This window comes from Tundrisphaera lichenicola, assembly GCF_051175385.1.
GTDB lineage: Bacteria > Planctomycetota > Planctomycetia > Isosphaerales > Isosphaeraceae > Tundrisphaera > Tundrisphaera lichenicola.
Genome location: NZ_CP195108.1, coordinates 11,732 through 38,129 on the forward strand (window position 1 = coordinate 11,732; position 26,398 = coordinate 38,129).

At 67.7% G+C, this 26,398-nt stretch carries 13 protein-coding genes and 2 pseudogenes; 9 read left to right on the top strand and 6 right to left on the bottom strand.

What is annotated here, in order from left to right; genetic code table 11:
* The first annotated feature begins 34 nt into the window (after nt 1-34).
* Nucleotides 35-981: pseudogene (locus tag P12x_RS30410) on the top strand (IS5 family transposase).
* A 298-nt stretch (nt 982-1,279) separates the two neighbouring features.
* Here the strand turns inward: P12x_RS30410 and P12x_RS30415 are convergent.
* Both P12x_RS30415 and P12x_RS30420 read right to left on the bottom strand, forming a co-directional pair.
* Nucleotides 1,280-2,701 (bottom strand): DUF6851 domain-containing protein, encoded by a 1,422-nt coding sequence (locus tag P12x_RS30415; RefSeq protein ID WP_435011975.1) that lies wholly within the window; start codon nt 2,699-2,701, stop codon nt 1,280-1,282.
* Nucleotides 2,702-2,838: 137 nt separating this feature from the next.
* A complete protein-coding gene (locus tag P12x_RS30420) occupies nt 2,839-3,417 on the bottom strand; it encodes a hypothetical protein (protein ID WP_435011976.1) in 579 nt (192 codons plus the stop codon).
* Between the two features lie 312 nt (nt 3,418-3,729).
* On the opposite strand from P12x_RS30420, the gene P12x_RS30425 reads away from it, so the two are divergent.
* A complete protein-coding gene (locus P12x_RS30425) occupies nt 3,730-4,365 on the top strand; it encodes a sigma-70 family RNA polymerase sigma factor (RefSeq protein ID WP_435011977.1) in 636 nt (211 codons plus the stop codon).
* On the top strand, nt 4,362-7,808 hold the full coding sequence (locus P12x_RS30430) for a WD40 repeat domain-containing serine/threonine protein kinase (RefSeq protein ID WP_435011978.1): 3,447 nt from the start codon (nt 4,362-4,364) through the stop codon (nt 7,806-7,808). The genes P12x_RS30425 and P12x_RS30430 overlap by 4 nt, the downstream gene beginning before the upstream one ends.
* Nucleotides 7,809-8,332: 524 nt before the next feature.
* On the opposite strand, the gene P12x_RS30435 is transcribed toward P12x_RS30430, so the two are convergent.
* The 3 genes and pseudogenes from P12x_RS30435 to P12x_RS30445 all read right to left on the bottom strand — a co-directional run bounded on the left by P12x_RS30435 (nt 8,333) and on the right by P12x_RS30445 (nt 14,943).
* Entirely contained in the window at nt 8,333-13,204 is a 4,872-nt protein-coding gene (locus tag P12x_RS30435) for a protein kinase domain-containing protein (protein WP_435011979.1), read from the bottom strand.
* Complete coding sequence (locus P12x_RS30440; protein ID WP_435011980.1) at nt 13,201-13,821, bottom strand: ECF-type sigma factor; 621 nt, start codon at nt 13,819-13,821, stop codon at nt 13,201-13,203. The genes P12x_RS30435 and P12x_RS30440 overlap by 4 nt, the downstream gene beginning before the upstream one ends.
* Nucleotides 13,822-13,996: 175 nt before the next feature.
* Nucleotides 13,997-14,943 (bottom strand): annotated as a pseudogene (locus P12x_RS30445) (IS1595 family transposase).
* Nucleotides 14,944-15,516: 573 nt separating this feature from the next.
* Between P12x_RS30445 and P12x_RS30450 the strand changes: the two are divergent.
* The 3 genes from P12x_RS30450 to P12x_RS30460 are packed head-to-tail and all read left to right on the top strand — an operon-like array spanning nt 15,517 to nt 17,586.
* Nucleotides 15,517-16,092, top strand: a complete 576-nt coding sequence (locus tag P12x_RS30450) for a winged helix-turn-helix domain-containing protein (RefSeq protein ID WP_435005114.1) — start codon at nt 15,517-15,519, stop codon at nt 16,090-16,092.
* Nucleotides 16,067-16,594, top strand: a complete 528-nt coding sequence (locus P12x_RS30455; RefSeq protein ID WP_435005113.1) for a transposase — start codon at nt 16,067-16,069, stop codon at nt 16,592-16,594. The genes P12x_RS30450 and P12x_RS30455 overlap by 26 nt, the downstream gene beginning before the upstream one ends.
* A gap of 53 nt (nt 16,595-16,647) precedes the next feature.
* Nucleotides 16,648-17,586, top strand: a complete 939-nt coding sequence (locus P12x_RS30460; RefSeq protein ID WP_435011981.1) for a hypothetical protein — start codon at nt 16,648-16,650, stop codon at nt 17,584-17,586.
* 193 nt (nt 17,587-17,779) lie between these two features.
* On the opposite strand, the gene P12x_RS30465 is transcribed toward P12x_RS30460, so the two are convergent.
* Nucleotides 17,780-20,758 carry a Tn3 family transposase gene (locus tag P12x_RS30465; protein WP_435011982.1) on the bottom strand — a complete coding sequence of 993 codons (2,979 nt, stop codon included), beginning with the start codon at nt 20,756-20,758 and terminating at the stop codon, nt 17,780-17,782.
* Between the two features lie 154 nt (nt 20,759-20,912).
* Here P12x_RS30465 and P12x_RS30470 point away from each other — a divergent pair, with 154 nt between their 5' ends.
* The 3 genes from P12x_RS30470 to P12x_RS30480 all read left to right on the top strand — a co-directional run bounded on the left by P12x_RS30470 (nt 20,913) and on the right by P12x_RS30480 (nt 26,249).
* Nucleotides 20,913-22,580, top strand: coding sequence for an IS1182 family transposase (locus tag P12x_RS30470; protein WP_435011983.1), 1,668 nt, complete (start codon nt 20,913-20,915; stop codon nt 22,578-22,580).
* A gap of 49 nt (nt 22,581-22,629) precedes the next feature.
* On the top strand, nt 22,630-23,283 hold the full coding sequence (locus P12x_RS30475) for a recombinase family protein (protein WP_435011984.1): 654 nt from the start codon (nt 22,630-22,632) through the stop codon (nt 23,281-23,283).
* Between the two features lie 1,487 nt (nt 23,284-24,770).
* Nucleotides 24,771-26,249, top strand: a complete 1,479-nt coding sequence (locus P12x_RS30480) for a hypothetical protein (protein WP_435011985.1) — start codon at nt 24,771-24,773, stop codon at nt 26,247-26,249.
* Nucleotides 26,250-26,398: the final 149 nt, after the last annotated feature.

The window sequence follows — 26,398 nt, forward strand, 5'->3', positions numbered from 1 at the left end:
ATACGGTTCGGCGTTGTTGCACAAAGGGGTTGGCCTGTCCCGTAAAGCCGACCCCAAGCCGATCTACCGCATCCGTAACTGGAAGCAGTACAACGAGGCCCTGGTCCGACGAGGATCGCTCACTCTCTGGGTCGATCGGGCGACCCTGGAAGCATGGCGATATCAAGGGCCGCCACAGCGGGGTGCCCAGTTCCGCTACGGCGACACGGCCATCGAGTGCGTCCTGACGCTCCGGTCGGCCTGCCACCTCCCCCTCCGGGCGACCGAGGGCTTCGCCAGGTCGATCTTCGGGTTGATGGGCCTGGGCCTCGACGTGCCCGACTATTCGACCCCCTGCCGCCGGGCGAAGTCGCTCCAGATCACGCTGCCGAAGAAGGCCGTCGGTCCGCTCCACCTGGTCATCGACAGCACCGGCCTGAAGGTCTATGGAGAGGGGGAGTGGGAGGTCCGCCAGCACGGCGACTCGAAGCGGCGGACCTGGATCGAGCTCCACCTGGCGATCGACCCGGAGACGCACGAGATCCGTGCGGCGATGGTGAGCGATCCGGGGGTCGCCGACGCCGGGGCGGTGCCCGATCTGCTGGGCCGGGAGGATAGCCCGGTGGAGGGGGTCGAGGCCGACGGGCGAACGACCGGCGGAGTGTGTACGAGGAATTGGAGCGTCGAGGGGCCAAGGCGATCATCCCGCCCCGGCGCGATGCGAAGATCATCCGACATGGCAATCGAGGGGGACCCCGACTGGCCCGGGACGAGAAGCTGCGCCGGATCCGGGCGATCGGTCGGGCGGCGTGGAAGGAGGAATCGGGGTATCACCGGAGGTCGCTGGGAGAGACGGCGATGTTCCGGATGAAGACGATCTTCGGGGGCGGGATAGCCAGTCGGAAGGCGGGTCAGCAGGCCAAGGAGGTGGGGATCCGGTGCCGTGCATTGAACCTCATGACGCACCAGGGGATGCCGGTGAGCGAGCGGGGTATGGTGTGAGGGTCCTCAAAGCAGGGGTATGTTCTGCCGGGTCGATCCATCTCTCGCCTCGTGCAACTGGGCTGCCCCCCGAAAGTTGGTCCACCTGAAATGGGGGTCCGACAATCATTGGAACAGAAAGTCGAGTTAAGCCCCGAGGACCCGGCGTTCCGGTGTCAGACGGCCAAAGACCAACGGGCTTCGGAGCCCGTCCCCTCGCGCGTGCGCGTTCTGCCCCGAATCGCGCAACAATCGAAAGGGTTGCATGCGATCCGGCCCGGGATCGATCGAGGCTATCGGCGTCACCGGCTCCTTTTCGTCAGTCGGCGGCCGTGCCGTCGAAGTAGGTGAGGGCCTTCTCCCAGACCGCGGCGCCCACCCGACGGCCGAGGGTCCGGCCTTCCAGGTCGCCCGGCTCGAAGTGGATCCCGCCGTAACGGCGGGAGCGCCCTGCCTCGTCCGCCGCGGCGCTGAAGGTCGGCCAGCGGAGGATGGTGTCCCGCGCCGGTGTCAGGCCGGGCTCGACGCGCGACGAGCCACGCGGGATGACGACCTTCCCTTGGAAATGATCGCTGCCCGTGAACCGTCTCAGGACCTCGGCGGAGGCGGCGCTGAAGGCGCTGTGGCCCGAGACGTATTCGGGGAACGGGGGCGTGATGAACGTGAGCGGCTGATACGGCAACCAGTCCCCCCCGTCGATCCACCGCGTGCCCAGATAGGGCCCGGCCCAGGCCCGGACCGGACCGCCTGCGAAGAGGAAATGGACGGCGGTGACCGGGCGCACATAATCGTACGCTCGCTTGGTATCCCAAGCGGCGATTCCCGCGTCCATCACCGCGTTGGCCACTAGGAAGAACATCCGGGCGTCCCGGTCCAGGTCGTGCTCGTCACGCCGCGAGACGAACTGGGCGAAGAGGAGCCAGTGGCCGGGGGGCAGTTCCGAGTTCGGCCCGTCGGCCCAGTACTCAGCAATGACCTTCTGGGTGTCGGTCAACGCGGCGCTATACCGCAAAACCTGTCGTGCTTGATGGGCATACTCGCGTGAACCGAATAGGGCCGGCGGGGGCGGCCGGAACTGGTCGCCCGACTCGAGCGCGAACGGGGTGACGAGACCCCAGTGGGGGCCGATGTAAGCGGGGACCACCGTGCCACCTTGGCCATCGGCGAAGCCGATGGGCTGCCAGTGGTTCGGGTCATTGATCCGTTCGGGCATGTTGACGGGCTGATAGCCGGTGTAATCGGAATAGGGCCCGGGGTGAAGGTCGCCGAGCTGGTTCGAGCCGTCGCCGTGGCGAAACTCGGTCACGGCCAGCGCACAGGCCGTCCCGATCTGGGCCGGGATGCTGTCGTCGGTCGGGTCGTAGCCAAGTTTGGCGAACTGGGCCTCGGCGATTCCCCGCAGGTTGGGGAAAAGATCCACCAGGGCATAATAGGCGGCGAAGCTAATCGCCTTCGCCTTATTCGCCCTGGTCCGCTCGAACCGAGGGCGGCGGAGGTCGCCGCCGAACCGCGTACCAACTGCGACCGGATCATACGCGGCCCAGGCATCGTACATGCAAGTGTGAACAATGCCCAGGACCCGGGCGACCATTGGTGGCCCGATCTTTGACTGGCGGACGCACTCCAGCGTGGTATCGCTCCAGCGGACCACGACGGTGTCGGCCCGACCAACGCCCGGAGCGTTGATAAAGACCGCGAGCGTCAGGAGGGGTGCGACGAAATCAGGCCGTATACCTTTCATCGTAGAATCTCCTCGTGGGACGAGGGCTCGTCCGACCGGCTGCATGCCGGGCCGTGCGCGTTCTTCATGATGTGGACGATGCGATTTTTCAAGTCCGCCCGGCGGGGGAGGCGATCGTTGCGAACCGCCTGAAAGTATCATTTTTTGGTATGGATCTGAATATGACCACGGGTAATCCGCTCATGGTCGAACCCGTCATCGACCTGGCCGTCACCATATTCGAGTCCCTCACCCAGCGCGGTCACGTAGTCTGTGTAGGCGAACCCGCCGACGCCCCGGCCGCCCTCTCGCAACTCGACCTGGAACCGGAACTGGTCCACGACCCCGTCAACGCCGTCGATGAAGAAGTAGCCGTCCCCCTCCAGTGTCACACGGTCTTGGCACTCGCGAGAGACGTGGATCACGTCTGTTAACAAGCCGACGAGGAGGATGTCTCCATAGTCGTCGGGGCCCGGTCCCACGAAGCAATTGCGGATGGCGCAGGTGAAGATGCCGTTTACCCGCCCGCGTCGGTCGATCCGCGCGTGGATGGTGAAAGTCGACGCCCCGAAGGGCGCGACGGTCTTGAACTGGTCGCACGGGTTCGGGTCAAGGAAATCAGCAGCGCCGACGCCGTTGATCACGACCTCGGGCCGGTCGGCCTTGGCGAACGACTGGCCGGCCAGTAAGACGGCGGAGATCAGGGCCGTCGTACAGAGGGGGCACGCTCGACTCATTATGAATTCTCCCGGACCGCCTTGGGCAATGAAGGGATCGGTCCCGGCGGGCAGTCGAATCGCCGGGACGGATGCGACACCCGAACCGGCCGGCGCGTCGAGCCGCCGATCCGGGTATCGCGATGGCACGGGCCGCGACTCTCGCGGTCGCTCCCGCCCTTAATTGCGGCCTCGACGCGACGCGAGACGCGAAATCCTCATTTTTCGACGCAGGCAGGGGGATGGATCTGATACACCGAGGAGGGACGGTCGCCGCCCGCCCCCTGTCTCGGGCGGTATCGAACGCGCAATTATCCTTCCAGGGGGGCGATCATGGGCCAGGATTCAAGCACGACGCATCGCCTCCTCGGTCGAGTGGCCGAGGGGGACCAGGAGAGCCGGGGGACGTTGCTCGTCCGCCACGCGGCCCGCCTCCGGCGGATGGTCGCCCTCCGGCTCGACTCGAGACTGCGGGGGCGGATCGACGACGACGACGTGATGCAGGAGGTCTTCTTGGCCGCGTCGCGCGGGCTCGACGGCTACCTGTCTGGGCCGGTGGCGCCGTTCTTCCTCTGGCTCCGGGGGATCGCGGGGAACAAGCTGCTGGAGCTGCACCGCCATCACCTCGGTACCCCGATGCGCGACGCGCGGCGGGAAGTCCGCCTGCAACTGGCTCCGCTGCCCAAGGCCACCTCGGAGGCCCTGGCCGCCCAACTTCTGGGCTGGCTGACCCGGCCGAGCGAGGCGGCCGTCCGGGCCGAGGCGAATCAGCGGCTCCAGGAGGCGCTCAACGGGATGGACCCAATCGACCGAGAGGTGCTGGCGATCCGCCACTTCGAGCACCTGACCAACGCCGAGGCGGCCCGGGTTCTAGGTGTCACGACGGCCGCGGCCGGCAAGCGATACCTCCGCGCACTGGGCCGACTCCGCGAGATCCTCGCGAGCCTCCCCGGAGGCCTTGAGCCGTGAGCGGGAACAACGTCACCGAGGGCGAGGACTCGTCGATGAATCATCCGGATGCGGAGACCGATCCCCTGATCGAGCTGGCCGACGAGTTCGTCGGACGCTACCGCCGCGGCGAGCGGCCCAGCTTGAACGAATACGCCGACCGCTACCCCGAACACGCCGAGCGGATTCGCCGTCTCTTCCCGGCGCTCGTAGCGATGGAGCGGCTCGACCCCGCCGAGGCGGCCGAGGCAGGGGTCTCACTCAACGCAGGCGCCCCGTGCACGCAGCTGGGCGACTTCCGCATCCTTCGACAACTGGGGCGGGGCGGGATGGGGATCGTCTACGAGGCCGAGCAGGTCTCGCTGGGCCGACGGGTCGCGCTGAAGGTTTTGCCGCGGCACGCCTTCGGCGACGCCAAGGCGATGTCGCGGTTCTTCCGCGAGGCGCGGGCGGCGGCCCGGCTGCACCACACCAATATCGTCCCGATCTTCGAGGTGGGCCGGCAGGGCGAGGACTGCTACTATGCGATGCAGTGCATCCACGGCCAGGGGCTCGACCAGGTGATCGCTGAGCTGCGTCGGCTGGCGAGCCGGCCCGCCGGGGCCGGGGCGGGGCCGCAGGCGGGCGCGACGTCGCCAGGTCGGCAAGGTGAGGAGGCAGGGACCCTCAGCCGGGTGGCCCGGTTGCTCGCGACCGATTCGTTCCAGCCGAGTCGCGACGACGGCCCGACCACGCAGACGGGCTCCTCGCCGGACCCCGAGATGATCGCCGGGTCGGCCGTCCTGCCGGGCGGCGAGCCGCTCTCCGGCTTCGAGAAGGGCCGGCGTCAGGCCTACTTCCGATGCGTCGCCCGGATCGTAGGCCAGGCGGCCGGTGCGCTGGCCCACGCCCACGCCCGAGGGGTGGTCCACCGCGACATCAAGCCTTCCAACATCCTTCTTGACACCGCCGGGGTCGCCTGGCTCGCCGACTTCGGCCTGGCCAAGGCCGAGGAGGATGGGCTGACCGGGACCGGCGACCTCGTCGGCACGCTCCGCTACATGGCCCCCGAGCGGTTTCGCGGTGAGGGGGACGGGCGGGCTGACGTCTACGCCCTGGGCCTGACCCTCTACGAGTTGCTCACCCTCCGACCGGCCTTCGACTCATCCGACCGGATGGAGCTGATCGAGGCGATCCGGGACCGGGAGCCGCTCCGGCCTCGCGCGATCGACCCTCGGGTTCCTCGCGAACTCGAGACGATCGCCCTGAAGGCGATCGACAAAGATCCGAGGCAACGCTTCCAAACCGCCGACGAGCTGGCCGAGGACCTGTATCGGTCCCTCAATAGCGAACCGATCCGGGCGCGACAGGTCCGCCCCTGGGTGCGGGCCGCCCTCTGGGCGAGGCGCCGGCCCGCCGAGGCATCGCTCGGCGTGGTCACCCTGCTGGCGGCGTTGGTGATGGTCGGGATGGCCGTGAGTCTCTGGTATGGCGATCAGCTCCAGGCGTCGCTCTACCTTCAGAAGATCGCGACGGCTGGGCTCGCCTGGCGCGACGGTAACTTCGGCCGGCTGGAGCAGCTGCTCGACACCTGCCCGGAGGGCTACCGGGGCCTCTGGGAGTGGCGGTATCTAAAGCGCCAGTGCCACCCCGAACGGCTCCTCCTCCCCGGGCACGGCGGGGGGGTCTACCACCTCGCCTACAGCCCGGACGGCGGGCGGATCGCCGCGGTTTGCTTCGGCGGCACGGTCGAGCTCTGGGACGCGAATTCCGGCCGCCGGATCTTCTCGCGACGGGCTCACGCCGGCGATGCGCTCGGCGTGGCCTTCAGCCCCGACGGCGACCGCTTCATCACCACGGGCGCGGACGGGTCCATCCTCCTCTGGGACGTGGCGACCGGCCGAGCAACTCGGCTCGCCGGTCTCGGTTCTCGCCTGATCTGGGATGTAGAATTCAGCCTCGACGGCGACCGCTTCGCGACCGCCGAGTCGGGCGGTGTCGTCAGGGTCTTGGACGCGAACACGGGTCTGGGCATAACCCTCCCCACACCGCCCGGATGCGGTGATGTCTTCCAGGTCGCGTTCAGCCCGGACCGCCGGATCCTTGCGTTCGGCGGCACCGACCAGCCTGTCACGCTCTGGGACCTCGAGGCCGAGCAGAAGCTGGGGACCCTGGGAGAGCCGGGTACGCACACAGAAGGTACCCTCGGGCTCGCCTTCAGCCCTGTGGACGGCCGTCTCCTGGTCGAGACCGGCACGAACGGCCTGGCCCGGATCTGGGACGTCGCCGAACGTCGGCTGATCCGCGACCTCACCGGCCACACGGGCGACGTCTACGGGGCCGCCTACAGCCCCGATGGCGGGCGGATCGCCACCGCCAGCGGCGACCCCGGGGTGAAGGTCTGGGACGCGGCCGACGGCCGGGAGTTGCTTGGCCTGACGGGCCACGCGGCCACGGTATTCGACGTGGCGTTCCGACCCGACGGCGCCCGGCTTGCTACCGCCAGCCAGGACCGGACGGTCCGGATCTGGGATCCGACGGTCGACCCCACCGCCACTGTCCTTCGGGGCCACATCGGTCCGGTCAACGCCGTGGCATTCCGACCGGGCAGCGGCCAGCTCGCCTCGGCCGGCGACGACGGGACCGTCCGGCTCTGGGACGAGGCGGGCCGCCCACTGCACGTCCTCTCAGGCCCCGGGCCCAACGATCCGGTCATCGGCCTGGCGTTCCGACCCGACGGCGGTCTCCTCGCCACGGGGGACAAGCGGGGAGCCGTGTGGGTCTGGGACCTCTCGGCCTCCCCGCCCACAGGTCGGATGCTGGTCCAGCTCGACGGCGAGGTCTCGAGCCTGGCGTTCCACCCCGACGGGCAGCTTCTCGTCACCGCCGGCGCCGACGGCTGGGTGAGGACCTGGGATGTCCGGACCGGGGTTCCGAAGGACCACCATCCGGGTCACCTGGGAGCCGCACGGGGTCTGGCGATCGGCGTGGGCGGCCGGGTCCTCGCCACGGGGGGCGAGGACCGGACGGTCATCCTCAGGGACGCCGCGACGGGCAAGGAATTGTACCCACCGCTCCAGGGCCACTCCTGCTGGGTCTATGGCGTGGCGTTCGCCCCCGACGGCCGGACCCTGTCCTCGGTCGGCGGCCCGGATCCGGGCGCCTCCGCGACCGGCCGCTTGGCCTCGGTCAGCGGCGACGGCGAGGTCCGGGTCTGGGACGTCGCGACCGGGCGGGCGATCCTGGCGATCCTGGGCCACGGCAACTTCGTGCGCGGGGTGGCCTTCCTCCCGGACGGGTCGCGGATCGCCACCGGCGGCATGGACCGTACGGTGAAGCTCTGGGACGCGACCACGGGCGAGGAGGTTCTCAACCTGAGGGGGCACACCGCGGGCGTACTCGGCCTGGCGTTCAGCCCTGACGGCCGCCGCCTCGCCTCGGCGGGGGCCGACGGGACCGTCCGGGTCTGGGACGCCGGGCGGTAACGCCGACGCCCGGGACCGAGCCGAGTATCGTGGGTCGTAAGGACGGCACGGAGGCGAGCAACGATCCGATTTCAAGTCCGCGCCGTGGTTGCGCCTTCCGCCCGCAAAGGCGCAACAGGTCCTCGTTTGCTCCACGGACCCCGACACGCCCAAATCCCACAATTCCTCGGGGAATCGCCCCTTTCTCGCCCCCCACCGCCGAGATAGCCTGGGACAGGGGTCACGCCTCGGAACGGACAAAATTGTACGCTAAGGGGCTCCGAGGGGGGTGGCGATAAACCCCGTCGTAGAGCCCCCCTCGAAACCCGACGATTCCGGGCCCGCGTCGATCTTCCAGGGCCTCCAGGTCCCATGTCTCAAAGGCGGTGGGCTCGGTCAGCGGCTCCAGCAGGGCCGCCGTGCGCTCGGGAAGGCAGCCGCCGCCTCGTCCCGTTTCCCCAACTCGCTGAGGCCACTCGCGCTCAGCGAGCTGGCCCCTGGCGCTGACAATAAGCCGCCGTACCTGGCAGGGTGGCAGTCCACTCTCACGGGACATAGGAAATAGGCGGCTCCTCGGCAAAGGGCTGCGATGGGAAGGATAGGTCCAAGAGCAAGTCCCGAACGTCGGCCCGAGATCGAATCGGCTCAAGGAGGCTGCACTGGCGGAGATGGCTCAAGTCCCTGAACCCGGCGTCGATCGACCGCCGCAAGGTTATCATCGCCCGATCGGCGAGGTTTGACCGCTGGGCCGGGTGGGCTGGGGGAATCGATTCGGCGCCCTGTCCAGCCAGTAAGCTGTTCACGGCGTAGCCGACGGCTAGATTATGCAGGTCGGCGGGCGATGGGTCGGCGAGTTTCTCCAGGATCACTATGGCCTCTCCGAGCTCGACCCGCGCTTCGTGCGGCGAGGAGTGGAGCCGCAGGTGACCAAGCCTGACCAGGGCAGCGGCCAGTTGGTGCTGGATGTTCTGGTCATGAGACGCCATCCGGCCCTTCCGCCGTAGGACATCGACGGCGAGGCCACATGATCGTAGGGCACCCTCGTTGTCGCCGCGCGCCTCTCGGGCGGCGCTCAGGTCGTCCAGGGCGAGCGCCAGGTCGGTCGGGACCAGGGCGGGTCGCCGGAGTTCTTGGGACGCCGCCCGCCGGAGCGCCTCTTCGGCCCGTTGCAGCCGGCCTTGGGGTGTCAGGATGCGGCCGACCGCGAGCCAGGACTCCGGCCTTGGTGTACTCAATTCGGCGGCGCGGTTCAGGTCGGCCAAGGCCTCCTCAGCACGGCCCGCCTCGGCGAGGGCTCGGGCGCGAGAGTCCAAGTCCGGCGCGGACGGGAGTTCGGACTTAACAACTGAATCGAGGACTCGAATGGCCTCGGACCACCGCCGCTTCAGCAAGGCCTCCTCGGCCTCCCGCCTCAGCGCGTCGAGATGACGCTGGCGGATTGCCTCGGGCGTCGGGGGTAACATGTCCCAGAGCCTAATCGTACGGTCGACGCTGGCCGAGGCGATCTGCTGGCCGTCGGGGCGGCAAGCCAGCCCGATGACACCGCGGCCGTGGCCCCTCAGGGTGAAGATGTTCTCTCCGGTTACCGTGTTCCAGAGCCGGATGGTGGCGTCCTCGGATGAGGATACGATCCTGCTGGCATCGAGGTAGGCAACGGCGTTGACTTGCTGAGTGTGGCCCCTCAGCGTCAAGAGGTGGCGCCCGCTGGCGACATCCCAGATGGTGACCGTCGCGTCGTCGCCGCCCGCCCCCAGGTGCCGGCCGTCGGGGCTGAAGGCCAGGGCGTTGCCGAAGCGGTCGGAGTAGTGCTGCGGGACGTCCAGGACGGCCAATTCCCGCAGACTGGTTGCGTCCCAGATCCGGGCCTTGCCGTCCCAACCGAGGGAGGCAAACGTCCTGCCATCGGGGCTGTAGGCGATCGAGTTAATCCCGGCGGTGTGGCCGCGGAGCGAATGCAGCTCCCGACCTTCGGTGACGTCCCAGACCCGGAGGATCCCGTCATGGCGCCCAGAAATGAGTTCTCGTCCATCGGGGCGGAACGCCAGGGCCGCCCCGAAGCCGGACTGCGGCCGGGACGTATACGGATCGGCGAGTAAAGATCTCAGCCAGCGACCCGTGGCCACCTCCCATACCCCGATGCCCCACCCGCCATCGGCGGCGAGCGCGCGTCCGTCGGGGCTCAACGCGACGGCACGGCACATCGGTGCATCCAGATCTCGAATTCTCCGGCCACTGGCGGAATCCCATAAGGAGACGCCACTAAAGCCGGCGGTGGCGAGCGTCCGGCCATCCCCGCTGTAGGACGCAGCGTGCGCCCACCCGTGATATGTAGTCAGTGAGCGGGATTCGCTCTCCTCCACCGCGGCGACATCCCAGACTTTGATCATCCCGTCTTCGCCGGCCGAGGCGAGCTCCGAACCATCGGGACTGAATCGGATCACGTTGATCGGGCCAGTATGCCCGCGGATCACGGCTCGTTCTCGGCCCTCGGCGATGTCCCAGAGCCTGATGAAATTATCACCGCCTGTCGAGGCGAGCGTCCGCCCGTCGGGGTGGAAGGTCACCGCCTGGGTCCAGCCGACGTGGCCCGGGACCCTTTGGAGGAGTTGGCCGGTCTCGGCATCCCAGAGGATAAGCCGCCGATCGGGACTCGCGGAAGCGAGTCGTCGTCCGTCGGGACTGAAGGCGACTCCGAGGACGGCGTGCGTATGTCCCACCATTGTCGTCACACTGGCCCCCGAGATCGGGTCCCAGACCTTGATCTCGCCGCCGAAACCGGCCGACGCGATCCGCCGGCCGTCGGGGCTCCAGGCGACGCACCGGACTTGGAACTCGTGGGCACGCCAGGTCCGGATGGGTTGCCCACTTGCGACATCCCAGATCCGGATCTCCGATCTCCAGCGTTCAGACTCCGACCCCGAACCGGTAACGATCCGGGTGCCGTCCGGGCTGAAGGCGAGCGAGAAGACCGAGCGGCCGGCCTGGGAGAGCGTGCGTAATCCTCGGCCGGTTGCGGAGTCCCAGAGCCTGATCGTCTGGTCATTGGAGCCCGAGGCTATCACCCGACCATCCGGGCTGTAGGCTAAAGCCAGGACGACGTCGTGGTGACCTCTAAGCATTTGCAATTGATTACCGGTAGACGCGTCCCAGATTGTGAGCGAGAAGTCCGCTCCGGCCGAAGAGAGCCGACGGCCATCGGGGCTGAAGGCGAGACCATAGATTCCCTTGAGCGACGAAGCGGCCGAGGCGGGATCATCGGGCGGGGCGAGCAGGGTCAAGCGATCCATGTGACAGAGCCGCTTGCAATATGACCACTCGCAGCCGCGAAGGTGGAGTGGGCACTGATCAAGGAGTCGATCGGCCAGGGCGACGTTGTCGAGCGACCATTCCCGGTGGGCGAGGTTGACGCGGTTGTAGTAGAGTTCCTGCTCCAGCGTACTGGCCGTCTCGGTCGCCTCGCGAGATCGTTGCTTGGCGATGGCGAGGTTGGCCACCGCCTGCCGCCACTGCCACATCACCCCGGCCAGCCCGCCCGCGAGCGCCAGCAGCAGCGAGACCGCCAGCGAGGACACCACCTTGTTCCTCCGGGCCAGACGCCACGCCTGTTCGACGCGACCGACCCGCCGCGCCCGGGTCGGTCGGTCCTCGAGGAACCGCTGCAGGTCCTCGGCCAGGGCCGCGGCGCTGGCGTATCGCTCGGCCGGCTCACGGGCGATGGCCCTGGTGACGATCGTCTCCAGGTCGCGCGGCAGGTGGGGCACGAGCCCGCGCAGCCGCTCGGGCTCCTCGCTCATCACCCGGCGCATCAGCTCGTGGCGGTCGGCTGCGGCGAACGCGGGCTGAAGGGTCAGGAGCTCGTAGAGGGTCAGGCCCAGCGCGTAGACGTCGCTCCGCGCATCGCACTTGCCTCGGAACCGCTCCGGGGCCATATAGCGGACGGTGCCGACGATGTCTCCGGAGTGGGTGAGATCTTCGGCGTCGGCCGCCTTGGCCAGGCCGAAGTCGGCCACCCAGACGTTGCCCTGGGGGTCGAGCAGTAGGTTGGACGGCTTGACGTCGCGGTGGAGGACGCCCTGGCGGTTGGCGTACTCCAGCGCCTCGGCCACCTGCAACCCGATCCGCGCCACGCTGCGGAAGAAGGTGCGGTCGGGGTCGGATCGAGCCAGCGAGTCGGCCGATGCCCCGGGCAGGCTGACCACTGAGGACTCCGCCGGCCTGGGCGCCGGGGAGGCGGGCGGGACGAGCGAGGCCGACGCGGTGATCGTCAGCGTGGCCCCGGGTCGGGGCGGCCCGTCGATCGCTTCGGGGAGCGCGAACCGCCCGGTGAGGATCGCCTCGGCCACCGCCGCCGCGCTGACCGAGCCATTCGAAAAGGCCCGCCACGCCGGCGGACCGGATGTCCCGCCGCCACGCCGCAGCCGGCGCAGCTCCTCCAGGACGGCGTCGAGGCCCATGCCGGGGATGAACTGCATGACGTAATAATGATGGCCGTCGTCGCGGCCCACGCCGAAGACGGGGACGATGTTGGTGTGGTGCAGCCGCGCCGCGGCCCGCGCCTCCCGCTGGAACCGCAGCACCTGCCTTGCATCCGACAGCGCCGCGTCGGGCAGGACCTTCAGGGCGACGCGGCGTCCGAGCGACTCCTGCTCGGCCTCGTAGACCACGCCCATCCCGCCACGGCCCACCTCGCGGAGGATACGGTAGTCGCCCAGCCGCTCCAGCCGCGTCGTGGCATGGACATCACCACCCTCGGCGGCGGCCCGCGGGTTGAAGGAGGCGAGACTGGCCTGGAGATCCGGGTCGCCGAGTTGATCCAGGTCCCGGCGCACCGAGCCGATCGAGCTGAGCGCCGCCAGGCTCTTCTCGGGGTCGTCATCGTGGAGCTTGAGGTGCTCCGCCACCAGCACCTCCAGGAACATGTGGCGGCTCGGTGGCAGGGCGCTGCGATCCAGCAGGATCTGCCCCAGCGAGCGCGACCGATCGGCGAGCCATGTGGCGAAGGCGGTCAGGAGGGCGTCCCGATCGATGAAGTTGCTTTGAAGGGCCAGCAGGCCAAGCAGGAGGCTACGACTGGTGTCATCCCGGGTCGGACTCGGCCGCGGCCGGTGAATCTCCCGCCTCAAGGCGCTCTCCGTGAAGGCGGCGTCGACCAGGGCGGCCTGCCCGGAGAACCGGTCGCCATACTCGGCCGGTTTCGGGTCCTCGCCACGGCCGCGTCGCAGCTCGACCTCCAGCGCGATCAGCTCACGTAGCAGTGCCGGCCGCTCCGCTGCCGAGGCCCCAACCAAGAAGTCCTCGATCCGCGCCTCTTGCCCGGCTCGCCAGGCGGCTTCGAAGCGGTCGCACGCGGCATCGATCCGCCGGGCGGGCGAATCGGGCCGGAGGTCGTTATGGGGCGGAGGGACGTCCTTCATCATGCTTCGATCCCCAGCCAGGTCTGGCGAATCATGTCCAGCTTGCGTTTCACTGAAGCCACGGCGCAGCCCATCCTCTCGGCGATCTCCTCTCGCGTGTAGCCCTCCAGCCGCAGGTCGAGGATCTGGCAGAGCGTGGCATCCCCCAGGGCGTCACGCAACCGCCGATGCTGCTCGATGACCATGGCGGCGAGCTCGGGGGTCGGCTCGCTGCTCAGGAGTCGGTCCAGGGGGTCACCGCCCGGATTGTCGCTGTCGTCAGGCGGGGTGAATTCGCCGACCCGATGACCACCGCCGCGCCGGGCCGCGCCCCGGCGTTCGATCTGATCGAGGGCCTTGCGTACGGTGAGCACGACCAGCAGACGCCAGAGGTCTTCGCGGTCGGTCAGCCGAGGAAATCGACCGCGCTCGACGCCCCGGCAGAGGCTGTCGAAGGCACTGAGGGCCGCATCTTCCTCGTCTTCGACCGTCCGGGCACGGCGGTTCTTCTGAAGCTTTTTCCTCGCCAGGTGTACGAGCCGCTCGAAGTAGCGCTCCCAGAGACGCAACGCCGCGGAATCCCCGCCGGACTTCAGGTCGCCGATCCAGCGTGTGACCGAACCCTCGCCTTGAGATTCCATACAGGTCCTCCGACCAAAGACCTCAAATGCTTGATAGACCTATCATTAGCGTCGATTATAAGCCCGTCCGGCCGCTCCTACGAGACGGCATGATCACCAAGAATCCTCCAGCGATCTGCACCCGCTCGTGATTTTTTCGTTCCGTGAGCCGTCTCGAGGACATTTCCGGATTGGCTCATGATGGATTCCGGGGTGGTGCCAGCAATTGGCCGATCAGGGCACCCAGTAGCCGCTTTCCTCTCGCCCGGATGTTGTGCACGAACTCGAAGAAACCCAGGTACAGCGGTAGGCTCTCCTGGGGGATTCCTCGGTGAGGCCGCAGCCACGAGCGGAGCAGCGACCAGAACCCTTCGAGCGTGTTGACATGGACCTCGCAGAAGCCATCGCCATCGTCGTCCCGGGCGAACTCGCCCGCCCCGTGGCAGACCGTCTTGTGGCCATAACCCCACTCCACCAGGCGGCCATAGATGTCGTATTCATCGGTGTAGACCAACGTCCCCTTGGCGATCATCCGATCGATCAGGGGCTTGATGGTCACCTGCTGGACGTTCTCCAGCATCCGGATCACGACCTCGCCTCCACGCTGCAACATCCCGAAGATCGGCGGCTCCTCCTTGGCCAGGGTGCCCCGACCTCGCTCGCCTCTCAGGCGTCGCCTTCGGGGGAGGCGGCCTTTTTTTTGACCGCCTCGGGATGACCCTTATGTCCGGCCACCACATAGACTTCGTCGCACTCGACCTCCCCCTCCAGCACGACCGGAGGACAACGGTCGACCATCCCCTGTCGGAGTCGCTGGATCATGGCTCGGGCATCATCCTTGTTGATGTCGAGTTCCTGGGCGATCTGCAATCCCGAGAGGTTCAGCCCCATCAGATAGAGGCAGGCGATCCAGGTCCTCAGCGGCAGGTGATGGCCGGCGAAGATGGTGTCGGTGAGGTCGTCGAAGCGTCGGCGGCAGCCCCGGCACTCGTAGCGTTGACGGAGTGGCTGAGTGTCGTCCTTGCCGTTCTTGATGACCGAGTCCGAGGAGCACTTGGGACAGGTCACGCCGTCAGGCCACCGCATGTCCCGGATGGTGTCGAAGCACTTGGCGTCGTCGAAGAGATCCTGGATGTTGACCATCGTGCGACGCCTCGGGGCGGGGAAGTCGGGATCAGCGGGGCGGACAGATCGCCCGACCGAGGAGACCGATTGTATCCACTGAGTGGCCCTTGCGGACCACCACCCCGGAATCCATCATGAGCCTCCGGATTTACTCAATAGATCGTGTGGCGGGCGTAGCATGCGGTCGGCCACTCCGACCGCTCGCCGCCGTTGCCGGGCAGAGTTAGCCTGGGCCGCCATCCACTCTGGCGATAATGCATAATTAAACATTTTAAATTATTATACTAATTAATAGTACCACAAGATCCGGAACTCCGAGTTGATCTTCCCTTCCTCGAAGGAGGCTGGTCCTCGGGGTAACCGGCGGGTGTTGGAATCGTGACGAGGCCGCGCCGGAATTGTCGGCCTGGCTCCCGATCATCTGCTCTGCCAGTCGGGCCCGGAGCCGGCTGATCGGTGATTCGAGAATCCCCAATTGCCCCCATCGACGGGGCGTACGCCAGGGCGAAAGAACCATGAGACAACCGGCTCATACGGAATCTTCCGGATGAGTTATCATAGGGGGATCTCCTACTTCCACGGAGGTTCCCCATGGCGAACGAACGACTGCCCATCGTCCTGCACCTGCCCCCCGAGGAGATCGCTCGCCGCTATCGCGCGTGCCGCTCCGGCATCGAGAAGACCCACTGGCAGGTGATCTGGCTCCTAACTCGCCCGGACCAGCCGCTCAGCCCGGCTCAGGCCGCCCAGCAGGTCGGCCTGACTCCGGTCTGGGCCCGCGCCTTGCTCAAACGCTGGAATGCCCAGGGGCCCGATGGCCTGGGCGACCGGAGGGCTACCACCAACGGCGGCCAGAGCAAGCTCACCCCCGAGCAGCAGGTCGATCTCTGGGCCGCCCTCCGCCAGTCGCCGCCCGACGGCGGGCTCTGGACCGGGGCCAAGGTCGCCACCTTCGTCCGCGATCGCTGGGACGTCCACATCCGCAAGCAGACCGGCTGGAGATGGCTGCGTGGCCTGGGCTTCTCGCTGCAGGTCCCCCGACCCCGACATCCGGAGGCCGCCACGCCCGCTTCGCAGCGGGCGTGGAAAAGACGCCCTGGCCGATCGAGTCGCCCGCCTACGTCGGGAGCACCCCGGCCGAGTGGTCGAGGTCTGGGCCGAGGATGAGGCCCGGCTGGGGCTCAAGCCGATCACCCGTCGGGTCTGGGCGGTGCGAGCCCATCGGCCGCTCTCCTATGGCCGGACCAAGTACCAATGGGCCTACGTCTACGGCTTCGTGCACCCGGCCAGCGGGCGGAACCTGGAGCTGATCCTGCCCTCGGCCAATACCGACTGGATGGGCCTGGCGTTGGAGGAATTCGCCCGCTGGGCCGACCCGGCCGGGGAGAAGTTGCTGGTGCTGATGGTGGACAACGCCGGCTGGCACGTGGCCAGGAGGCTGGCGATCCCGGTCAACGTGGTGCTGCACCGACTGCCGCCTTGCACGCCGGAGCTACAGCCGGTCGAGCCGCTCTGGCCGCTGGTACGCGAGGCGGTGGCCAACCTGGGGTTCAACGACCTGGCCACGATGCAGGTCCCTGTCCTGGATCGGTGCCGATGGTTGATCGACCACCCCGAGGTCGTCCGCGGAGCCGTCGGCTTCAGCTGGGCGGTCGAGCTCAATGGTTAGTCATCCAGGGGATTCGGTATCAGTCAGCAGCGGCACGACCCTTCTGGAAGGACGTGCTCCCCGGGATCGCAACTCGCATCGCCCTGGCCATGCCGGGGGCGACGGCCCGGCAGGCCAATGCGACCGCCGGGCTCGACTCGAGTCTGCCCAGCACCGTCGGCGACGGGCTCGCGTACGCCCTGGCCCTCCTGCGGTCCCGATTCGAGGGTAATGGCGAGGCGGAGGACGACATGGCCTACCACCGCGCCGATCACACCGCCGGCGTCATCCGCCGCACGGGCGACCTGTTGCGCGCCATGGGGACCGGCGATCGGGAGTATCAGCTGGGCCTGTTGGCCGCCGCCTTCCACGACACGGTCCAAGGCTGGGCCTCCGCCGCCACCCCGGACGGCAAGGTCCTGCGCAGGCGCTTCTCCGGCCGGAACGAGATCGACAGCGCGGCCGAGGCGGTGGCGTGGATGCGCCAGGCCGACGGCGCCTTCGGCGAGCCGGATTTCGACCTGGTCACCTGGGCCATCCTGGCCACCATCCCCGCCTGGGACGCCGCGAACGGGACGGTGTCCCAGCCGCTCCTGACGGCGGACGCGCCGGCGACGGTCCGCGCGGTGGCGCTGGCGGACCTGGGCATCGCGGGCATGGACGGGGAGGCCTTCCTGGCCACGGGCGACCAGTTGTTCCGCGAGGAGAACCTGGACATCGGCCGGGCCCTGCGCCGGTGTACGAGGCGGGCCGACCTGGGTGCCGCGACCCTGGAGGGCTACAAGCAGCGCATGCTGGCCTGGTCGCGCTCCCAGCCGGACTTCGCGCGCGGCCGCCGCGCCCGCCTGGGTCAGGAGCTGGGCGACCCGAACGGCCCCGCCGCCGGGGCCGTGCGGGCCCTCTTCGGCGGCTTCGAGGCGGCCATCGGCGCCGCCGAAGAGGCCGTCGGGGCTCGGGAGCTCCTGCCGCCCTGGGGCGTGGCGCGGGCAATGGGCTACCCCATCCCCCGCTAGCCGGGATCACTCCATCGGCGAGAACAAAATCGTACTCCGAGTTTTCGGGCGGGCCGGAAGTGATCTATCGCATGGTCGTCATGAGCCGGTTCACGCCTGCACCACGGGGAGAATCCAGCGTCTTCAGCCGTCCTTGCACCGCATCGTGCCGGCTGAAAATGGGGTCACTCCTCGGAACGGACAAAATCGTACGCTAAGGGCCTGGCTCGTCCGCACCGATGGGCAGGCGAAGCTGACGCAAGGGGCGTCTCCTCGTCCCTGTCCCGGGCTTCCAGACATAATCTCCGGTCAGGTTGATGTGTTCCCAGCCCAGCGGCGACAGGTGGGCGACCAGGTCGTCGGGAATCACCTCTCCACGCTCGCGCATCGCCCTGATGGCGCGTTCCAGGTAGACCGTGTTCCAGAGCTCGATCGCCGCCAAGACGAGGTTCAGCCTGCTGGCGCGATAGCGCTGGTCCTCATACGTCCGGTCGCGGAGTTCGCCCAGGCGGTTGAAGAACACGGCCCGCGCCAGGGCGTTCCGGGCCTCGCCCTTGTTCAGGCCGGCGTGGATCCGCCGACGCAGCTCGATGTCCTTCAGGTATTGCAGGGTGAAGAGCGAGCGTTCGAGCCGGCCCAATTCCCGCAGGGCCAGCGCCAGGCCGTTCTGGCGGGGATAGGCCCCGAGCTTGCGAAGGATGAGGGAGGCCGTGACGGTGCCCTGCCGGATCGAGGTCGCCAGGCGAAGGATCTCGTCCCAATGGGTCGTGATCTGCTTGGTGTTCAGCGCGGCCCCGATCAAACCCTCCAACGCCGGATAGGAGGTGGTTTTCTCGATGACGGCCAGCCGCTTGTCGGCCAGGTCCCGGATCCGCGGGGCGAACCGATAGCCCAGGAGATGGCACAGGGCGAAGACATGGTCGGTGAAACCGCCGGTGTCGGTGTAATGCTCCTCGATGCGGAGGTCGGACTCGTGGTAGAGCAGGCCGTCGAGCACGTGAGTGGCGTCGCGGATCGTGGCGTTGATGACCTTGGTATGGAACGGGGAGTACTGGTCGGAGACGTGCGTGTAGAAGGTCGCGCCGGGGTCGTTCCCGTACCGGCCGTTCACTTCCCCTCGGGCCTCGCCGACGCCGCCGGCCCGGAACCTCTGGCCGTCCGATGACGACGTCGTGCCCTCGCCCCAGCGGCCGGCGAACGGCTGCTGGCGGTGGTGGTTGACGACCTCCGCCAGCCCCTTGCTGTAGGTCTCGTCGCGGACGTGCCAGTCGGCGATCCAGCTCAGCCGCGACAGGGACGTGCCGGGGCAGGCATCCGCCATCCGGTCCAGCCCGAGGTTGATCGCGTCGGCCAGGATGGCGGTCAGCAGGAGTGTGCGGTCGGTGACCACGTCGCCGTTGCGGAGGTGCACGAAATGCCGGGTGAACGCCGTCCACACGTCGACCTCGACCAGGAGGTCGGTGATCTTGATGCGCGGCAGCATCGCGGAGACCCTTCGCGCCAGGGCTTCGGCTTCCGGCGGCACCGCGTTGGTCAGCGGCGTGATCTTCAGCACGCCGTCGGCCAGCGAGGCGTCGGGCAACTCGCCGCGTCCCGCCAGGCCGTCGACCGCGGTGAGCGTCTCGTGGAGTTCGGTCCCCCGCCGATCCAGGTAATCTCGGCAGGCGGTGTCGATCGCCAGGGGCAGGCCGTTCGGCTTCATCGCCGCGAAGGTCTCCGCCGATAGGAGATACTCCTCGAAGTCCCGGAACTGGCGGCTGCCAACGACCCAGAGGTCGCCCGAACGCAGGGCGTTACGCAACTCGGACAGGACGCACAGTTCATAGAAACGGCGATCGATCTCCTCGCCCTTGAAGACGTGCGGCTTCCAGCGGCGGCGGACGAAGCCGGTCGGCGCGTCCTCGGGGACATTCCTGGCATCCTTGGTGTTCAAATGCCGGAGCACCTGAATCGCCTTGAGCAACTCCTCGCCGGCCGGCGCGGCCCGGAACTCGAAGGCGTCGAGGAACCCCGGCGCGTACCGGCGGATGTAGGAGTAACCGTTGCCGACCAGCGCCAGGTGGTCGAAATCCTCGGGGCCGGCGAGCTTCGACGCCTCCTCCACGCTGGCGAGGAACGCCTCCCACGTCATCAGCTTCTCGATCTCGGGGAACGGGTCGACCGCCTTGGCCTTGGCGTCGATCAACGCCTTGCCGACGGCCGCATAGAGCCGCACCTTCTCATTGATCGCCTTGCCGCCCTCCCGGAAGGCGTCGAGGTGCCTGCGCTCGGCTTTCTTGAATTCCCGGCCGAGGGTCCGCTCGTGCATCTCCAGCATCTCGTCGGTGAGCGTCGCCGTCGTGTCCAGGACCACCGCCACCAGCGTCGCGTGCCGCCATTCGTCGCCGAAATCCCGGAGGTGCGCGGCGTCCGTGTTGGCCCCTTCGCGGGCGGTCTGCGCCAGCCGGTTCTGGTGGACCCGCAACGCCCAGTCGCCGGGGATGCCGAGCTTACGAAGGACGGTGAGCCGCCCGATCCCCTTGAGGATGTTGGCCGGATTGGGTGCCCCGCCAGCCTGTCGCAACCAGCCGATGTGCGTCAGCCTGGAGTCGGCATACGGGGTCAGCAGTTCATCCAATCGGACGCGCTGGCCGGGACTGAGGTCGACGGTCAGCGCGCGGTAGGCCTCGCGGCGGGCCCGATGTCGCACGGCCGAAGCCAGGCGGTCGAGCACGGAGAGGGCCGGGGCCAGGATACGTCGCCGCCGCAGCTCGTCCAGGAGGGCTTTGACCAGCGCGAGGCCGCGATCCGTGTTGCGTGCCAGCGCGATCAGCCAAGTTGACATCTCACGGTGTTCCGGCAAACCGAACGTCCCCCACCCGAACACGGCGAGCAGCTCGGCCAGATGCTCTTTGCGGGTCTCATCTCGAGCGGCATACCCGGCCAGCCATTCCGGGCCGACGCCGACCTGATCGGCGATGAACCGCAGCATCGGGGCTGGCACCGATTCATCCGGGCCCCAGGAACGGCCAGGGTAACGGAGGAACGCGAGCTGGACCGCAAAGCCCAAGCGGTTTGGTTCGCCACGGCGTTTGGTGATCAGATCGAGGTCCGCCGGCGAGAAAGTGTAGCAGTCGGTGATCTGCCGGACGTCGGCCGGCAGCATCAGGAGTTGAGTTCGTTGGGCGGGGGAGAGGATCTCTTGTCGGGACATGGGTGTTCGTGTCGGATCGGCGATTGTACAGTATGGCCTTAAACTATAGGATACTGTTGGCGAACTCCTGGCGACGCAACACCCTCTGCCCCCTCCCTTTCAGTGACCTGGGCCGTTAACCTCCCGGCATCTACCTTGATGCCGGAGGGAACTCATGTCTCTCAAGAAGACCTCGATCGAGCCCGTCCCAGCGATGACCGTCCGAATCGCGACCGCCTCGTTCCCCAAGGGGAATCCATACCTCCGACTGCGTGAGCAGCTCGGCACCATCTTCAGCGACGACGACTTCGCCGACCTCTTCCCACGCCTCGGCAAGCCGGCCCTGGCCCCCTGGCGGCTCGCCCTGGTCACCCTCCTCCAGTTCCGCGAGTCGCTCTCCGACCGACAGGCGGCCGAAGCCCTGCGCGCCCGGATCGACTGGAAGTACCTGCTCGGCCTGGAACTCGAGGACCACGGGTTCGACTTCTCGGTGCTCAGCGAGTTCCGCTCCCGGCTCCTCGCCGGGGACGCCTCGGAGCGTTTACTCGTGACGCTGCTGGATCGCTGCAAGGCGATGGGTCTGCTCAAGGCCCGGGGCAAGCAGCGAACCGACGCCACGCACGTGCTGGCCTGCGTGCGCTCGATGAACCGGCTGGAGCTCCTGGCCGAGGCGATGCGCGCGGCCCTCAACGAACTGGCCGAGGCGGCCCCGGAATGGCTGCGGGGGCTGGCACCCGCGGCCTGGCTCGAGCGTTACGGCCGACGCATCGAAGATAGCCGCCTGCCCCATACCGAGCCGCAGCGCGAGGCCTACGCACATGCCGTCGGCGAGGACGGGTTCCTCGTGCTCGATCAACTGGAGAGGCCGGGCATCGCCGCCGAACTCCGCGAGCTGCCGAAGGTGCGAGTGCTCCGCGCGCTCTGGGGGCGGCACTTCCTCAGGGGCGAGGTGACTCCCGAGGGCGGCCCGACGTGCCAGGTCTCCCTGAAGCCGCTGCGAGATCTCCCTCCGGCCTCCGAGGGGATCGAGTCGCCCTACGACCCGGAGGCGCGGTACCGGAGCAAGCGCGGGACGAGCTGGACGGGCTACGCCGCCCACCTCACCGAGTCCTGCGACGACGACAGCCCGAATCTGATCACCCAGGTAACGACGACCACGGCGTCGGTGCATGAGGCGAACTGCACCGCGTCGATCCAGCAGGCATTGGTCGATCAGGGCCTGGCCCCGTCCGAGCACTACGTGGATGCCGGCTACGTCCACGCCGAGGTGCTCGTGAGCGGCCGGGAGGGCCACGGCATCGAGATCATCGGCCCTCCGCGTGGCGACGCGAGCTGGCAGAACCGAACCGAGGGGGCGTTCGGCATCGAGCGATTCGCAATCGACTGGGAACGCAAGGAGGTGCGATGCCCGGAAGGCCGGACCAGTTCTTACTGGAAGGAGCACCCCGAGGCCGAGCGAGGGCCGTACGTGTCGGTCGGATTCTCCGCGGCGGAATGCCGCGTCTGCCCAATGCGTGCGCGATGTACGCGAGCCGCGAAGCAAGGACGTCATCTCAAGCTGCCGGCTCGATCCCAATTTGAAGCCTTGCGATCGATGCGCGAGTTGATCGAGAGCGCGGAGGGACGCCGGCTCTACAAGAGACGAGCGGGGATCGAGGGCACGATCTCGCAGGGGGTGCGGTCGTTCGGGCTGAGGAGGGCACGGTATCGGGGCGAGGCCAAGGTGCATTTACAGCACGTGGCAACCGCGGCGGCGATGGACGTCAGTCGGATCGCCGACTGGCTGGGGGAGATTCCCCGGGCTAAGACGCGGAAGTCGCGGTTCGCCCGGCTCGTCGCCTGATCCGAGTTCGCCAACAGTATCCTATAGTTTCCCGCCATATCTCGACCCCATGCCCAAATCCCCGCAAAAGCCGCGAATTCCGGAGAGCGATCGCCGGGGGGTTTTTCGCCAGGGGGGATCGACCCCACGCGTCGGCCTCTATGCCCGCGTCTTCACCCACGACCAGCAGACGCTGCCGTTGCAGATCTCGGCCATGCGCGAGCACGCCGAGCGTCGGGGATGGGCCGTCGTCCTCGACGTGGAGGACGTCGGCTCGGGCGTTCGCGACCGCCCCAGGCGCGACGACCTGATCCGGGCGGCGCGGCGACGGGAACTCGACCTGATCCTGGTCTGGCGGTTGGACCGCTGGGGACGGTCCCTGGCCGATCTGATCGCGACTCTCCAGGAGCTGAGCTTGCTCCGGGTCGGCTTCGTCTCGCTCGGTGAGGCACTCGACCTGACCACGCCCAGCGGCCGGGCGTTGGCCGGGATGCTGGCGGTCTTCGCCGAATTCGAGCGGGACATCCTTCGCGATCGCGTGAAGGCCGGGATCGCACAGGCACGCAAGGAGGGGCGGCCTCACGGCAGGCCGCGGACGATCGCCAGGCATGCAGCCGAGGTGAAGCGGCTCTATCAAGAGGGCGTGAGCAAGCGGGAGATCGCCAAAAGGACGGGGATCAGCAGGGCCTCAGTACGTCATCTCCTCGGAGACGGCAACCCTTAACGTACAATTTTGTCCGTTCCGAGGCGTGACCCCGATGGTGACAGGTCGAACTCTTGCCGACCCCGCCTTTCTGATTCAACATCGTCACGATTTGCATCGGGGTTCCTTCCGTTCGTTCCGATCGGGCGATACCCCGGGTATCGGCATGCTCGATGGGGGGAAATAAGAGTGATCGATACCGGCCTTTGCCGTCGCCCCATCGGAAGTCGAGTTGCATCGGATGATACCCCGGGTATCGGCATGCTGGACGGGGGAAATTGGGGCGATCGATACCGGCCTTTGCCGTCTGCCGTCGCCCCGTCGGAATTCGAGTTGTCTCGGATGCATCCCCTAAAAGGGAGGACACAGGCAGATCGAGAAGGCGAGCGGGCGATGGAAAGCCGTGTCGCATTTCGACCCCCAAAATGTGTATGACCACGCCTTGCGTTTCCCCGATGTAGTGTACTAAGATCACTAATGGACAAAAATATGGAATGAGGCCGCTTTGCAACGAACTGAATCGTGGCATTTGCGGTCACGAAGGACACTCGTCGCTAATTTGATCTCGAAGCTAGGCCTTGATGAGGGCAGACGGTCGGCATCGTCGGGCAACCGGCGGGGGTTGTGTTTCCCGGAACCTCAGTAGCCGCCGAGGACGGACGTAAACCCCAAATCAAAAGGAACCGGGTCAACAAGGGATTGCCGGGTTCAAACCTCCCCGGCTCTTGGGAGACGAGTGGGCGCGAAATCGTGGTCTTCCACCCCTCCCCGTTGGGGAGGGCGAAGTTCTCCGGGCAACGATGCGGTAGTCGATCCGCTCAGCGGGCGCTGCGTCCCGGTCCACATGTGATCCCCGATCCCAGATCGGGTAAAACACGAGCATAAGCGTCGGATCGTTTCTCCGAAGATCCCAGGCCAGCCGGACTTCAAATCCAAAGCCACTACCCTATTGATCACGGGGGAAGGCCCCCGGTCTGCGCCGTCGGCGGCAATCCCGGCGATTCATCGCGGGCGGGTCACCGATCGTCCGATTCGACCCGGTCCCGGGCCGGTCCCCGCTTGCCTGCCCACCCCCCGGCGCGCCATCATGGTCGCGGGGCCCGTCGGGCCCCGGCGGAGACGATGCGCCCCTGCGTCGCGTTCATCGCGATGCGGCGTCCATCGCCGTTACATTGGAGAGGCATCATGAGGTAGGCGACGGCAAGCGAACCACCAACGAAAAAACCCCCGCCATCATGGCGAGGGTTTCTTGTTTCGGTGGCCACGGTCCGACCTTGGCGGGTCGGGAGGAACTTTCGGGTCGTTTGGCGACTTCCCGAGAGTCAGTCGTGGGCTTAGGAGAAGGGACCTGACATCCCCAATCCTAACCCTCCCCCTCCCACTCGGTCAAGACAATACCGCGAGCTTTCGGCGATCGGGGTGCGCGCGTCGCTCGGGCTTAGCCCGGCCTCGCGTGCCCACTCGGTTGCGCGCCGTCGCAGGCCTCCGCGATCGGGAGGGCAGGGGGGATGGTCCGTACATCCGGGGCCGTTCGGCAAGCGAGTAAAAGTCCGGCCATTGCCGGCGGATTCGTGCTGGTCGAGGTCTCATCATTGATCGAGGCCTGGGAGGCTTGCCGGGTTGCACCCCTGGGCATCGGGGACTTCCGCGCCTGGCTCGCCTCCCGGGAGATGCTCGCCAGGCGTTGCACGCTCGGCGAGGGCCGGGCCCCGGCCTACTCGCTCGACGAGTTGGCGAGCCTCCTGGGGATCAACCGGAAGAGGGCGGGGGCCTCCCTCCGTCGCCTGCAAGCCGCCGGGCTCGTCGAATGGTCCGAGGCGGCCATCGTCTTCCCGAAGCCGCCGGGGCCCATCCAGGGCGGCCCGACGCCACCCGACCCGATCCGGGATTCCCTCGGCGGTGGTCGCGGGTCGCTGACGATCCCCCGGCGGATCCTCCGCCTCATGGCCGACGGATCGAGGCCCGCCCTGATCGCCACCGTCCTCGGGATCCTCCTCCGGTGCCTCTCGCGACGCGGGGATGGCTTCGGTAGCCGGGGGAGGGCCAAGGCCGCCTGGATCGCCCGGACTTTCGGCGTCGAACCTCGCCGCGTCAAGCAGGCCCGCTCCGAACTGGTCGCCCTCGGCTGGATCACCCCCGAGGACTCCGATCAATGGTCCTTGAATCGCTGGGGGCGGGCCTACCGGATCGACCTCGACTGGGCTCCGGCCCGGCGGGAGGACTTGCCGAACGGGCCGCGATTGGCACCCCACTCGGGCGACCACGGACCGAATTTGGCACCCCCTGATCTTCACCGGGAACCCCTACGGGGGGAGAAGAACCAGGAACCGGCCCCCGGCCGACTTGCTGGGATTTCGCTCGGAGGATCGGCAGGGGAATCGCAGGCGGCCGAATCGAGGCCCTTCCCCGCCGCGATCAACCCGCCAGGATCATCCCCCGCGGTCCCGATACCCCGGGTATCATCGGCGGGCCCCCACCGGGCAGGTCGTGGATCATCATCATCGGCGGCGCGTCTGGACGATGTCCTGGTGGAGGATCTGAAGGACACCGGGCGACTCTTCGATCTGCATGGCCAGGCGGTGAGCCGGGGATTCGTCGGCCCGGACGAGGCCGACCGGCTGCGATTCGTCGCGGCGGCGGAGCATGCCTTGGCGTTGGGGAAGGAAAATCCGCCGGGGCTGTTCATGCACCTGATTCGTGGCCGCCTCTGGCGATACTTGACCCAGCGGGACGAGGACCGGGCCAACGGGCGGATCAAGCATCAGCGACGGTGCGATCCGGTGGCGGGGCGGCGGGGGTGGCCCATGGCCGAGCCGCGTCCGGGAACTTGCGGCTCGAGACTCTCGGGGGACGCCTTGCTGGTCCGGAAGGTCAGGGAAGCGTTGATCCGGGCGGGGTTCTTCGGCGATGCATTCGCGGAGTTCCGTCGTGTGAATCCGGATTGGACGAGGGAGCGTTGGGACGTTGCGTGGGAGGAAGCGAATTAGACGATTGGGGTGTTCGCGTAATCCATGACGATTGCGAGGTCGGCCAGCGTCGGATGTCCCTTCCACTTCGACGGTCCGATAACCTCAGCGGCGACCGAATGCCCGAGTACCAGGTGCCGCAACTCCCCGAAGAGGTTTCGGTGGCTCGA